Source organism: Lactobacillus sp. ESL0701 (assembly GCF_029433445.1).
Classification (GTDB): Bacteria; Bacillota; Bacilli; order Lactobacillales; family Lactobacillaceae; genus Lactobacillus.
Window position 1 is genome coordinate 190,944 of the sequence record NZ_JAQTIC010000002.1, and the last position, 13,943, is coordinate 204,886.

At 39.2% G+C, this 13,943-nt stretch carries 13 protein-coding genes; 2 read left to right on the top strand and 11 right to left on the bottom strand.

Annotation, left to right across the window (positions count from 1 at the left end):
• Window positions 1-78: 78 nt before the first annotated feature.
• Window positions 79-405, bottom strand: a complete 327-nt coding sequence (locus PT281_RS02340; RefSeq protein WP_277151690.1) for a DUF3397 family protein — start codon at window positions 403-405, stop codon at window positions 79-81.
• A gap of 92 nt (window positions 406-497) precedes the next feature.
• Here PT281_RS02340 and PT281_RS02345 point away from each other — a divergent pair, with 92 nt between their 5' ends.
• Entirely contained in the window at window positions 498-635 is a 138-nt protein-coding gene (locus tag PT281_RS02345) for a DUF4044 domain-containing protein (protein ID WP_277151692.1), read from the top strand.
• A gap of 32 nt (window positions 636-667) precedes the next feature.
• Here the strand turns inward: PT281_RS02345 and mreD are convergent, their stop codons facing one another.
• The 10 genes from mreD to ezrA all read right to left on the bottom strand — a co-directional run bounded on the left by mreD (window position 668) and on the right by ezrA (window position 12,946).
• The gene (gene mreD / locus PT281_RS02350; protein ID WP_277151694.1) at window positions 668-1,201 is read right to left on the bottom strand and encodes a rod shape-determining protein MreD; all 534 of its coding nucleotides are present in this window, start codon (window positions 1,199-1,201) and stop codon (window positions 668-670) included.
• On the bottom strand, window positions 1,201-2,052 hold the full coding sequence (mreC, locus tag PT281_RS02355; RefSeq protein ID WP_277151696.1) for a rod shape-determining protein MreC: 852 nt from the start codon (window positions 2,050-2,052) through the stop codon (window positions 1,201-1,203). Before mreC ends, mreD begins: the two co-directional genes overlap by 1 nt.
• Before the next feature lie 49 nt (window positions 2,053-2,101).
• Window positions 2,102-3,106 carry a rod shape-determining protein gene (locus PT281_RS02360; RefSeq protein WP_277151698.1) on the bottom strand — a complete coding sequence of 335 codons (1,005 nt, stop codon included), beginning with the start codon at window positions 3,104-3,106 and terminating at the stop codon, window positions 2,102-2,104.
• 97 nt (window positions 3,107-3,203) lie between these two features.
• Window positions 3,204-3,827, bottom strand: a complete 624-nt coding sequence (locus PT281_RS02365; RefSeq protein ID WP_277151700.1) for a JAB domain-containing protein — start codon at window positions 3,825-3,827, stop codon at window positions 3,204-3,206.
• Window positions 3,828-3,863: 36 nt separating this feature from the next.
• Window positions 3,864-4,544, bottom strand: a complete 681-nt coding sequence (locus tag PT281_RS02370) for an HAD family phosphatase (RefSeq protein ID WP_277151702.1) — start codon at window positions 4,542-4,544, stop codon at window positions 3,864-3,866.
• Window positions 4,525-5,802, bottom strand: a complete 1,278-nt coding sequence (locus PT281_RS02375; protein WP_277151704.1) for a folylpolyglutamate synthase/dihydrofolate synthase family protein — start codon at window positions 5,800-5,802, stop codon at window positions 4,525-4,527. Before PT281_RS02375 ends, PT281_RS02370 begins: the two co-directional genes overlap by 20 nt.
• A gap of 1 nt (window position 5,803) precedes the next feature.
• Window positions 5,804-8,443, bottom strand: a complete 2,640-nt coding sequence (locus PT281_RS02380) for a valine--tRNA ligase (protein WP_277151706.1) — start codon at window positions 8,441-8,443, stop codon at window positions 5,804-5,806.
• Between the two features lie 269 nt (window positions 8,444-8,712).
• Window positions 8,713-9,930 carry a tRNA uracil 4-sulfurtransferase ThiI gene (gene thiI, locus PT281_RS02385; protein ID WP_277151708.1) on the bottom strand — a complete coding sequence of 406 codons (1,218 nt, stop codon included), beginning with the start codon at window positions 9,928-9,930 and terminating at the stop codon, window positions 8,713-8,715.
• A 3-nt stretch (window positions 9,931-9,933) separates the two neighbouring features.
• The gene (locus PT281_RS02390) at window positions 9,934-11,091 is read right to left on the bottom strand and encodes a cysteine desulfurase family protein (protein WP_277151710.1); all 1,158 of its coding nucleotides are present in this window, start codon (window positions 11,089-11,091) and stop codon (window positions 9,934-9,936) included.
• Window positions 11,092-11,230: 139 nt separating this feature from the next.
• Entirely contained in the window at window positions 11,231-12,946 is a 1,716-nt protein-coding gene (gene ezrA, locus PT281_RS02395) for a septation ring formation regulator EzrA (protein WP_277151712.1), read from the bottom strand.
• Window positions 12,947-13,287: 341 nt separating this feature from the next.
• Between ezrA and rpsD the strand changes: the two genes are divergently transcribed.
• A complete protein-coding gene (gene rpsD, locus PT281_RS02400) occupies window positions 13,288-13,899 on the top strand; it encodes a 30S ribosomal protein S4 (protein WP_277151714.1) in 612 nt (203 codons plus the stop codon).
• Window positions 13,900-13,943: the final 44 nt, after the last annotated feature.

Genomic DNA, 13,943 nt, shown 5'->3' on the forward strand with positions numbered 1-13,943 from the left:
TTTTTAAGCAAAAAAAGACCAAAATTCATTGAATTTTAGCCTTTTTCTGCAAAAATTGATTGATAAAATTAGTGGGAATTAAATCATCATTACCAACAAGCCAATATACCAAAAAATACTGCAAACCGTTAAATAATTCCAAATTTGATATAGAGTTTTTCCAAGTGAAATATTTTTATTTTTGATTGCCTCACTAACGGCAACAATAATTACCAAGATAAAGAAAGTAAAAAAACCGTACGGTAAAAAACTAGGACGTTTCTCTACCTTTGTGATTAAATAACATGCCAAAATCAAAAAGAATGGCAAGACATCATAACCGCGAAATTGTGCCTTAGGAAAAAATCTGTTCAACACAAATGCTAAAGCCAAGCCAGCAAGCGGCAATAAAAAGACAAAAAGCATGATAATTCCTCCATTACTTATTTTATCTTACTACGTAATTGAAAAAAACTCCTAATAAGAATAAAATATTGTTCAAACAAGGAGGTCAACCAATGGCACGGAGAAAGAAGAAAAAATCAGGATTTCAAAAGTTAACTATTATAATGGCATGGCTGATGGCATTCATCACTTTAGCAGCAATCATTGCTCAAGTGGCAATCGTATTAGTTAACAATGGTACATTCGGTTAAAAACAAAAGCGTGAGAAAATTCTCACGCTTTTTTAGTGTTGATAATTATCTAGATTAATCATAAATGGATGATTGCGTGCTAACCGCCCCCAAATTGAATATGATAAAATCACAAAAATAAAGGACCAAGCTAGCGTAGGCAATAAACTAAAAAGCATTGTTTTAAGTGGGACAGCAATTATGCCAACCACACTCAAAATTATCCAGTTATATACGCAAACAATCATAACCCCAACTAAAACCGCAAGTAATCTTGCCCAAAAGACTTCCGGAAGAAATCTTGCCGACTTCTGAAGCAGCCAGGTTACCACTGGTAGAATAACTGTGTATACACCAACAATGCCAAAGAAATAAACATCAGCAACAATGCCGGCTCCTAAAGCCAACCAAATTTCCTTACCATTTAAATCATCAAATAGGGCAATTAACATCATACCAATTGGCATAATTAAACAAGCTGCATCACCGTAAGTCATAAATTGATGCAAAAAAAGTGCTAAACTGCCATCAAGTACCAAAGCTACATACAAGGCAAAAGCCAAAATAAACTTACGCCAAGACCGCATTAGTCTTCCACCTTTCTCCTGATGACCGTTACGACAGAAGGATCATTTAGTTCACCTGCTGGCGTAATTTTAATCAAATCTGATAAGCCAAAGGAATCATGAGTTGTCCGAGCAATCGAACCAACTAAAAGACCTTTAGGAGAATTACCGCCCATGCCGCTGGTGTAAATTTTGGTTCCCTGCTTTAACTTATTGCTATCAAGTGCCTGCGTGAAGGCCAAAGAATTACTGCCAACTACAGTAATAATACCGTGAACCTTTTTGCCATTAGTAGCAGTAGCTTCAACCGCAAAACGATTAGCAGCCTTATCACTAGTTGTAATTAATTCAACTTTTGAAGAAGCTGCGCTAACTTCGACTATTCTGCCAATTACGCCGTCGCCGCTCATTACGGCCATATTTTTACGTAATCCAGAAGTTGTGCCCTTATTGATTACCAATAAGTCTGTCCAACTATCAGGCGAGCGTGAAATAACTGAAGCATTGATTAAGTCGTAATCAGTCAATGTGCCCTTAATCTTTAAAGCTGACTTCAATTGCTTATTTTCAGCCTCTAAAGTTTCATTACGTGCTTTAGTCTGCTCTAAATCAGTTACCTTACTCTTTAAATAATTATTTTCATTCTGTGTATTCAGCAGTTCATTAACGTTGCTTAACCCTCCAGAAACCAGACTGATTGGAAAATCAACCACTCTAGTGCCGACTGCGACAACATCATTACCTAAGCTCTGAATGATTAGCGGCGTATTGCGTTTATTGCGTAAATGAACACTGATACCCAACACAGAAAAAATGGCAATAATAACAACACATACCGTTAATAATTTTTTATTCTGTAGAAATTTTTTCATATGGGATCAATCCTAAAAGAAAAGCCGGCAAAAACAGCCGGCTTCAGTATTATTTGCGACTTCTACGCATTAATTCAATATTTTTAAGTGATTCACCAGTACCAATTGCCACACAATCAAGTGGATCTTGGGCAATAAATACTGGCACTTTAGTAGCCTCAGAAATAACATCTGGAAGGTTCTTAAGTAAGGCACCACCACCAGTTAACACAATACCATGATCAATTACATCGGCTGCAATTTCAGGAGAAGTTTGTTCCAAAGTTTCTTTAATCGCAATAATAATATCTTGAACGACGTCTTGAATTGCCTTAGCAACATCAACTGCCATAACATCAACTGACTTCGGCAAACCAGTTACTAAATCACGTCCACGAATATTAACTGACTCAATTTCCTTTGCTTTTTCAACTGAAGCTGAACCAATTTGAATCTTAATGTCTTCAGCAGTTCTTTCCCCAATTAATAAGTTAAAGTTGGAGTGAACGTAATTTACAATTGCTGAATTGAACTTATCGCCAGCTTGGCGAATCGAAGTTGATGAAACAATCCCACCAAGTGAAATTGTAGCAACATCAGTTGTCCCACCACCGATATCAACAACCATTGAGCCAGTCGGATCCATTACTGGAAGACCGGCGCCGATTGCTGCAGCAAACGGTTCTTCAATAACGTATGCTTCACGAGCACCCGCAACACGTGCAGCATCAATTACTGCCCGCTTTTCTACTTCTGTAACTCCTGATGGTACACAGATCATTGCTGATGGCTTTGAATTACCAACAGTCTTATCAATAAAGTACTTTAGCATTGATGCAGTTGTATCGTAATCGGCAATTACACCGTCTTTCATCGGACGAATTGCAACGATCGTAGCAGGTGTTCTACCAATCATTTCTCTGGCTTCAGAACCAACTGCGATTACTTTATCAGCACGGGTGTCCTTTGCCACAACAGAAGGCTCTCTAAGGACAATTCCCTTACCTTCCATATAAACAAGTGTATTGGCCGTACCTAAATCGATACCAATATTTTTTGCTCCAAATCCAAACACGAAAATCTCTCCTTAATTATTGCAGTCTTTAAATCTTGAATAATTATAGCACAAAGCACTGTTTAAAAAAGAATTCCGCAGCAAGTTTTAGACGAATTTAAAACAATTCGTGCTCACGCATACTCAAAAATTTGCTTTTTCCAACAATAAAATGATCTAAAAAATCAATTTGCAACATGGCTGCTGACTCATCAAGCATCCGCGTTAATTTAAGATCACTTTGTGACGGTATCAAATTACCACTAGGATGATTGTGAACGACAAACATCCCGGCACAGGCATAGATTAACCCCCACCGAAAAATTTCCCGCGGATGAGCCACCGACTTGTCAATTGTTCCCTTAAACAGACACTTCTCAGCGATAATATGGTTACTGTTATCGATATAAATTGCCCATAATTCTTCCTGTTTATGACCAGCAAGTTTATCAGCTAAGTATGTTCCCACCTCATTGCTTGAAGTCAGAACAGCTTCACGATCTGGAACCGTATTGCGCAAGCGATCAATTAATTCCTCGCCAACAACTGCCAATTGCGGATTGCACTCAGAACCTGAAAAGTATTTGACCAAATCATTAAAACTGCTTAGATGCAGCTGAACTAATTTGGCTTCCAGTTTTGTTAGGTCAGTTAAACCACTTGCCCGCAGCTGATTAAATAAGTTTCCTAGTAACTCAATATCGGTCTTTACTAAATAGTGATTGGACTTGATAATTTCCATTCAAATCACTCCCTTCACTATTTACGTACACCAAAATCACTTAACTTTTTCTAGAAATTCATTAAAATCATGACAAATTAACGTTGCGTTTGCTTGATCTTCTTTAGTTGGCGGGAGTAAGTCTGGAATCATGACACATTTTAGTCCAGCATTACTAGCTGCGGCAACCCCAGTTGATGAATCCTCAAAGGCCAGCAAATTTTGTTTAGGAATATTTATTTTTTGCGCGGCCCATAAGTAGATATCCGGTGCAGGCTTGGCCTTCAGGTGATGCTTTTGGACATCATCATAATTCAAGTGAAACTGGAAATAATTGCGAATCCCCGTTGCCCACATTTCCTGTTCAATATCTTTTTCATAATTACTAGAAACAACTGCCAGCGATAAGTTAAGCTCATAAAACGTATCAAGTGCCCGCTGAACTCCCGGCTGCAGCTTGAGCTTACCTGCTGCAATCCATTGCTCCACTAATTCATTAGTTCTTTCAATGAAACGTACACGTTCTTCTTCGGTTTTGAAATAACGCTGATAAAATGCCCGCATCTCTTTCGTAGTCGAGCCGACCAATTTTAAATAAGTATCATCGGGTGTATCCAAATGATCTTCTTTTGACGCCTGAATATTAGCCTGCCAGTATAAATTTTCAGAATTAACCAGCAACCCATCCATATCAAATAAGATTCCCTTAATTTCTTCATCAATACCTTGAACGTGCATTTGTGGCCTCCAATTGCAAAACTTCGCCGACAAGATAAAAGGATCCTGTTACTAGCAGTATATCATTTGGCTGACTATCTTGCTTTAATTGCGTAAAGCAAGATTGCCAATCTGAATGATAGGGGTATCTTGCCTGCACTGAAGTTGGAAAGTCCGCCTTTTTAGCAGCCCGCGGGTATGCAATTGTTGTCAATTCCACCTGATCTGATTCTTTAAATAAAGAAAAAACTTCTACTAAATCCTTGTCTTTCATCATTGTAATCAATACCCGCACCTTACCTTGTCGCCTTGTCTGCTGCTGGTGAACAAAATCAAGTAAGTTTTTCATTGCCTGCATATTATGTGCCCCATCCAAAATGATTAGGGGCTGTTCCTGCAAAATTTGATAGCGACCCGGAATTATTGTTTGATTAATCGCTGCTTCTATTTGTAAATTACTCAGCGGTAAATTAAGCGTGCTAAAGGCGCGAACGGCAACAGCAATGTCGTAGCCTTCAACCTTGGGTCTAATGGCAAAGGTTAATTTTCGCTCTGGGTCCTGATAATTTATCCGCCAAGTATTATTTACTGTAAAATCTTGCCTTAACTCAAATAGCGGCGCTTGTTCTTCCTTAGCCTTATTCTCAATAATGGGTACAACTTCTGACGGCACATTTCCGATAACAACTGGTCGCTGATCTTTGATTATCCCACTTTTTTCACGGGCAATATCTTGAATTGTCGGACCAATAACCTGTTCATGATCAAGCCCAACAGTTGTAATAACGCTAACTTCCGGCTTAATAACATTGGTTGAATCGTGGGTACCGCCAATTCCCACTTCAATTACGGCATAGTCACATTTTTTTTGAGCAAAATAAGTAAAAGCCATCACTGCTTCGTATTCAAAGGTAACTAACCCAAAGTCAGGGTCTGTCTGCCTAATTTTTTGCAAAACTTCTTCAATCAAATTGCTAGTCGCTACCAAATCGTCATCACTAAGATTCTGACCATCTAATTGAATTCGTTCACCAAAAGCAAAAATATATGGTGAGACAAAAAGACCAGTCCTTTGACCGGCCTTTTGCAATAAATTACTTAAATAATACGAAGTAGAACCTTTACCATTAGTGCCCGTGACGTGCAGCATCTTAACTTTATCTTGCGGGTTATCTAGTTCTGCCAAGACTCTTCTAATGAAAGTTAAATCCCCTTTGGCATGAAACTTAGGTAACGAATATAAATAAGATATCACATCTTGCGCTTTGGTAAAAATCACATTATTTACTCTCTTTCAAATCCTGAATCCGTTGACGGACACTAGCTAATTGACTTTCATAATCAGCCTTCTTAGCCTTTTCCTTATCAATAACAGCTGCTGGAGCATGAGCAACAAAGCCTTGGTTAGCTAGCTTCTTAGTTGAACGTGCAACTTCTGCTTCAAGGTCTTGTTCTTCCTTTGCCATTCGCTTAATTTCGTCATCAACGTTAACCAATTCAGATAATGGCACAAAAATCTGGGCACCAGAGATAACGGCTGTCTTAGCTAATTTTGGCGCAGCCATTTCTGTTGCAATCTCTAACTTCTTCGGATGCAAGAAGTTCTTAACGTAATCTTCGTTATCTGTCAAAATCCGTTCATTTGCGGCATCATCAAGTTGAATCATGATATCAATTGGTGATGACATTGGCGCATTAACTTCCATACGAATATTCCGGACTGCCTTGATAACTTCAATTAAGAACGACATATCACGGGTAGCTTGAGAATTAACAAATTCACTGTGAGTTTCAGGATATTTGGCAACCATGATTGACTTACCAGCGTGCGGCATTGATAACCATAATTTTTCAGTTACAAACGGCATGATTGGGTGAATTAACCGCAAAATTTGATCAAGAATCCAGATTAAATTATCCTGCTTTCTTGCCTTTAATTCAGCATTATCACCATTTAAAACAACCTTAGAAATTTCAATGTACCAATCACAGAAATCATTCCAAATAAAGTTATACAGTTCCCGACCGGCTTCACCAAATTTATATTCATCAAATAAACGAATAACTTCACCCACCGTATGGTTCAACCGGTCAAAAATCCAGCTATCAGCTAAGTCAAACTTGCTGGTATCAGGCATATGAGCCGGTTGAGCATCTTCTGGCAGGTTCATGATTACAAATCGTGATGCATTCCAAATCTTGTTAATGAAGTTCCAAGCTGCAGCTAACTTCTTTGGATTATAACGAGTATCTTGACCAGGAGCAGTCCCATTTAATAAGAACCAACGCAATGCATCGGCACCATATTCGTTCACAACATCCATCGGGTCAACCCCGTTGCCCAATGACTTACTCATCTTGCGACCTTGCTCATCACGAATTAAGCCATGCAAAACAACATCCTTAAACGGACGCTCATTGGTAAAGTGCAAACTTTGGAAAATCATCCGTGATACCCAGAAGAAGATAATGTCATAACCGGTAACTAAAGCATTAGTTGGGAAGTAGCGTTTAAAATCTTCTGAATCTTCATCAGGCCAACCCATCGTTGAAAATGGCCATAAAGCACTTGAGAACCAAGTATCCAAAACATCTGGATCTTGATCCCAGTTTTCAATATCCTTAGGTGCTTCTTCACCAACATACATTTCGCCGGTCTTCTTGTTGTACCAAGCTGGAATTCGGTGACCCCACCATAGTTGCCGTGAAATTACCCAGTCATGAACATTTTCCATCCAGTGTTCAAGTGTTTGCTCAAACCGTTCAGGAACAAAATTAACCTTATCGCCAGTCTTTTGGTTAGCTAATACCTTATCAGCTAATGGCTTCATCTTAACAAACCATTGTGTCGATAGACGTGGCTCAACTTGAACACCTGAACGCTCTGAGTGACCAACTGAGTGGACAATTGGCTTAACCTTAATCAAGTAGCCTTGTTCCTTTAAATCAGCAACTAATTGCTCACGGCAGTCAAAGCGATCCATGCCAGCATACTTGCCACACTCCTCGTTCATTGTACCGTCATCATTCATCACGTTAATCCGTTTTAAGTTGTGACGGTTACCTGTGGCGAAGTCATTCGGGTCATGAGCTGGTGTAATCTTTACCAAACCGGTACCAAAGTCTGGGTCAACGTGTTGGTCTTCAATAATTGGAATATGGCGACCAACAAGCGGCAAAATCAATTCTTTGCCAACTAAATCCTTATAGCGTTCGTCCCCAGGAGCAACCGCAACGGCCGTATCACCAAACATTGTTTCTGGCCGTGTCGTTGCGATTTCAACGAAGCCTGAACCATCCGCAAACGGATATTTAATGTGATAAAAGGCACCCTTGTCGTCTTGGTGAATAACTTCAATATCACTTAAGGCCGTCTGCAGAGCAGGATCCCAATTAATAATGTATTGACCGCGATAAATTAAGCCCTCGTTATATAATTGAACGAATACCCGCCGAACAGCTTTGGACAATCCTTCATCTAAAGTAAAACGCTCACGCGAATAATCAAGTGACAGACCCATTTTGGCCCATTGACCCTTGATAATATTAGCATATTCATCTTTCCAGTCCCAAACCTGCTTGACAAAAGCTTCACGCCCCATTTGGTGACGATCTTTGCCTTGCTTGCGTAATTTAGCTTCAACTTTAGCTTGCGTGGCAATCCCCGCATGATCCATTCCTGGCAAGTACAATGTGTCATAGCCTTGCATCCGCTTAAAACGAATCAGCGTATCTTGAATTGCTGTATCCCAAGCATGACCTAAGTGCAATTTACCAGTTACGTTTGGTGGGGGAATAACAATTGAATATGGATGAGCCTTTTTGTCACCTGATGGTTTAAATAAATCCTCATCTAGCCAAGTTTGGTAACGACCATCTTCAACTGCTTGATGATCATATTTTGGCGCCAAATCTGTCATATAATTTCCTTCTTTCCGATAATAAAAAATCGTCCTAGATTCTATGTCTAGGACGATTTACTAACCGCGGTACCACCTAAGTTAAGCAATTACTGCTTCTCTTACATCGTGATAACGGCGAAATTTGCCGGATTAACTTACTATTAGTTCAGTCAATCAGTTAAAACCAAGCTACCAATTAACTTTCGGCCTTGCACCATTTTAGCCTTTCTCTGTTTGTAAAGTTAATACCTCTTGGTTATTGCTTTGCTAGTTATTATAGCACTTTTTTACAGTAATGCAGCATCTTCTTCAGCTTTATCAGCCAAAAACTTGTCATCAGGATAAATTGCCGTAACTTCGATACCGGCAAGAGCCCGTTCAATTAAGCCATCAACGTCAAGACGAGCTTCATATTCACGAGCCTTGTCAACTTTTGGCTTAGTTTTTGGTCGCGGCGGCGCGAAAATAGTACAGCAATCTTCGAATGGTTTGATAGACAAATCAAAGGTACCAATGTCTTCAGCTAAGCGAATAATTTCGGTCTTATCCATTGTCGCTACTGGTCGCACAACAGGAGTTGTCGTCACGTCGTTAATTGCCATCATTGATTCCAAAGTCTGAGAAGCAACTTGACCAACTGATTCGCCATTAAAAATTGCCAATTCGTTTCTTTTAGCCCGAATTTCATCAGCAAGCCGCAACATAAACCGACGTTGAACCGTCATTAAATAACCTTCCGGTACTTTTTCTTTAATTGTTTCTTGAATTTCCGCAAATGGCACGGCGATAAAATTAATCCGACCAGCATAATTTGCCAAGATACCAGTTAATTCCTTTGCCTTGTTCAAAGCCTTTTCGGTAGTGTAAGGCGGGCTAAAGAAGTGAACCATTTCAATATCAACCCCACGCTTTAAAGCTAGGTATGATGCAACCGGCGAATCAATCCCACCCGAAAGCATCATTACAGCACGACCGCCGGTACCAACAGGCATCCCGCCAGCACCATGCAGTAATTGGTTAGAAATATAAATTGCATCTTGACGAACTTCAATTCGCAATACTAGGTCAGGATGCTTCATTTCCACCTTTAGGTCTGACATGTTTTCAAATAAATAATCACCAACCAAGGCATTTAACTCATTAGTATCATAAGCAAAATGGTGGTCACTACGCTTGGTATTAACTTTAAAGGTCATGCCCTTCTTAAAAGTTTCTTTCATCAAGGCTAAAGATGTTTCTTCAATCGCCTCCAGCGTTTTTTCCACCTTAATTGTTGGTGAGTAAGTCTGAATGCCGAAGACCTTTTTTAACCGCTGATCGATTTCAGTAAATGGTGCACCATTCAAAACAATGTGCATCCGGTCATGACGCGGATGGATTTCAACTTGCGGGAACTTGCGCAGCACCTTGGTCACGTTACCGGCAAGCTTACCAATAAAATCCTTCCTATTCTTTCCTTTTGTCGATAGTTCGCCGTAGCGAACCATAATTTCCGTATATTCCATTAATTATTCTCCCAAGTGATTAATTTTAGCAAAATGTTGATAAATCTTATCAAAGACAGCGATAAACTCATCGGCTTCTTCTATGGTGTTGCTTTCATCAAAGCTTAACCGAATTGCACTAGTCGCAATCTTATCGTCAACATGCATTGAAACTAACGTACTTGCCTCATCGGTCTTAGTCGAGGCACAAGCAGAAGTGGTTGACGTGTAAATGTCATGTTCTTCTAAAGTATGTACCAGTGTTTCCCCGCGAATACCTTCTAAGGCAAAACACAAAATGTGCGGCGTGAAGTCATCACTAACCGGCGAGAAAATTTTAATTCCCGGTTTATCCTGTAAATAATCAACAATCTTACGCTTAATTGCTGCTTCACGATTAGCCTTATCTGCTTCATCGGTTAATAATAGCCGTACTGCTTTAGCCATCGCCGCAATTGCCGGCAAATTTTCAGTACCAGAACGCAAGCCTTTTTCTTGTCCGCCGCCATCGTGCAGCGGTGATAGCATCTTGCCTTCTTTTTTATACAAAATGCCAATGCCGCGTGGTGCATGGAACTTATGTGCTGATAAACTGGACAAGTCAACCCGTGGTGTAAATACTCTTGACCAAATGTTCTTGCCCAGAGCCTGGACATTATCAACGTGAAATTGAATTGTCGGGTAATTCGTTAATAAATCACTGATGGCTTCAATCGGTTGGATCGTGCCAATTTCATTGTTAACACCCATAATCGAAACCAAAGTTGTATCCGTATCAAGAGCGTTCCGCAAATCATTGACATTCACGCGACCTTCCTTATCAACCGGAAGCCGGGTCACGCGATAACCTAAGTTTTCCAAAGCATTAAAAGCATTAGCAACCGAAGCATGTTCAACACTTGAAGTAATAATGTGTTTTCCAAATTCGCGCTTCTGAATTGCCGTTCCCTTGATTGCTGTATTATTAGATTCGGTTCCACCAGAAGTAAAGAAAATTTCATTCTGTTTAGTACCCAACAGGCTTGCAATTTGTTTGCGCGAGCTTGTCAGTAATTGATAAGCACGATCGCCCATCTTATGCAAACTAGACGGATTCCCCCAAATATTTTGCGCAACTTGATCGTAAGTAGCTAACACTGCCGGATCAATCTTAGTTGTCGCACTATTGTCAAAATAAATCACAAACCTTGCTCCCCTCAAAAAAGCCTACTGAGGCACTTCTTCAACTTATAAATTGTAACTTAAATATAGTTTTGCTTCAATTAATATTAATTTTAAAGTAAAAACAGCTCTAGGAACTTCCTAAAACTGTTTTAAAGATTTATTCGACCTTTTTATCGGAATAATATAAATTCTCTAATCGCTGGTATGACCCAGGTTCTGCCTTCTCAATCGCCGTTGCAATTGTATCTAAAGCTTCCTTATAATTATAGTCTTGACTATAAAGCTGCATCGACTTCTTTTGAGCCCGTTTAATTGTATCATTATCCGAATACTTATTGGAATATTGCAATGTCAACTCAACCAAATCAGCAGAATTAATAATATCATCAGCTTCACGTTTCAAACGCTCAACATCATCAGAAATTTGAATCAATTCGTTAGAAATCTTTTCCATATTAATTCGCACTTCACTTAATTCCTTGGCAACATGCGCAATTTCATTAATTACTAGAGTGTACATTTGCACGAAGGTATCAGGATTGCCCGGCAATTTTTTGCGTTCTAAACGTCGATATACCAAAGAAACTTCTTGCTTAAAGCGATTGATTGAGTCATTAGCTACATTTTCAGAATCATACAGACCATCAACATCTTCTGCCATTTGCTTTTGCTGCTCGCCAATTTCTCGTAAGCGTTCTAGAGTTGCCAGCCAAGAGTCTTTGATTTCAGAATAAACACCCTTACCATCAGCAACATTCTGCGTATCAACTGTATATTGCTGGTTCATGTCATTTACTTCCTGTTCAAGCTGGCGACTCTTTGCTAGTTCGCCGTGTGTCAATTCGTAACTCTCATCAATATGACGCAACTTAGCAACTAAATTCTTGGATTCCACCTGTTCACGCGATAATAAGCGTTGAATTTTATCTTGGTTTTCTTCAACAAATGGTCGCGCCTTATATTCTTTGGCTAAAACATCATATAAACTGGCAATTTCTTGTTTGATTTCCTTAATATACTTAGATAATTCCGGCAATTTCAACTCAGTTAAGAATTGCCCAGCTTCAGCAACTTGATCCCGAATTTCTTTGATTTTGTCTAAAACATCAATTTCAGTAATGTAATACTTGTTAGCCATCATCTTTTTATAGGAATCTGATAATTCCCCTAATTGATCTTGAAAGACTGAATCTAATTCATGACGACTTTCCTTGAGCTCAGGCAGTTCCTCTTGGAGTGTTGCCAAAGTTGCCTTGATTTTTGATAAAACCCGTTTGGCTTCAACTTGATCACCCTGCGACGATAAGTTCTTGGCCTCAGTAAAGTCATTTTCCAAACTCGACAAATTATTTTCAATCTGATCTAATGCAGTACCATAATCAAACGAATCAGCTAACACATTCTTGCGCAACTGGTGATAAATCTTAATTAAGGCTTCATACTGTACCTGATTTTCCCGATTGGATTCAAGTAATTCCGTGAAAACATCCCTTGTATTCTTAGCATCATCAAAGGTTTGCTTCATAATTGCTTGTGCCTGTTTAATGTTTTGGTGTGACTTCAATAACCGGTAGTGAACATTTTCATCGGCAGCTTGTTCCAGTAATTTTTGTACCTGCGGAATTTTCTTACTTGTTGCTTCCTGATAACTCTTGCGCCAAGTTGTTAAGGTAGTCAGGCTTTCACCTGCAAGATCCATTTTATTTAACCGGTCAATATCTTGTTGCAAATGCATTTTTTCGATTTTGGTAATTAAGTCGTCTAGCTCCAAAATCTCCCGCAGCTGACGACGGTTAATGTAGAGCATAAGGGCAACAACAATTAGGATAAGTAAAACTGCAATTACTACTATTATAGATTGGGTTGGTGACATATTTTCTCCTCCAAAACTACCCTTTATTATAACAAATTTATTCTTGCTGTGGGCTTCGGTTTTAAAGATGTGCCCAATTTAATTAAAAAATTGATCTTTTTAAGCATGAAAGCAGTGAAAAGCTTCTTTTTCCTTGCTTTAGCAAGTTAACACCGATATAATTAACTTCGTGTAAAATATTTGCAGCTATAAGTGACAAGAACGTCAACATCTTAATACGTTTTAGTGAACGAGTAACCGACGCTGCAACAGGCGAAAATGAAAATTAAGATGCACGAATGTTGAACTTATGTGTAATATTTTACTCCAGAAACTGTTATCAGATTTTATTGGAGGATTTTATGTCAAGATATACAGGTCCAAGTTGGAAACGCTCAAGAAGATTAGGTATCTCACTTTCAGGTACTGGCAAGGAAATTAGTCGTCGTAACTATGCTCCTGGTCAACACGGTCCTAACTCACGTGGTCGTTTATCAGAATACGGCGAACAATTGCACGAAAAGCAAAAGTTACGTTGGATGTACGGTTTAAACGAACGTCAATTTAGAACTTTGTTCATTCAAGCTGGTAAAATTCGTGAAGGCGAACACGGTACTAACTTCATGATCTTATTAGAGCGTCGTTTGGACAGCGTTGTTTTCCGTTTAGGTTTAGCTACTACTAGACAACAAGCTAGACAATTAGTTAACCACGGTCACATCACTGTTGATGGTAAACGTGTTGATATTCCTTCATACGAAGTTCAAGTTGGTCAAACTATTGGCTTGAAGGAAAAGTCAAAGAACTTACAACAAGTTAAGGATGCTCTTGAAGCAGTCGTAACTCGTCCATCATTTGTTTCATTTGATGACAACAAGATGGAAGGTACTCTTGTACGTCTTCCAGAACGTGATGAAATGGAACCAGAAATTAACGAAGCCCTCGTTGTTGAATACTACAACAAGTTACTTTAATTTCTACATTTGCATGCCCCTTTCCACTTTGGAGAGGGGTTTTT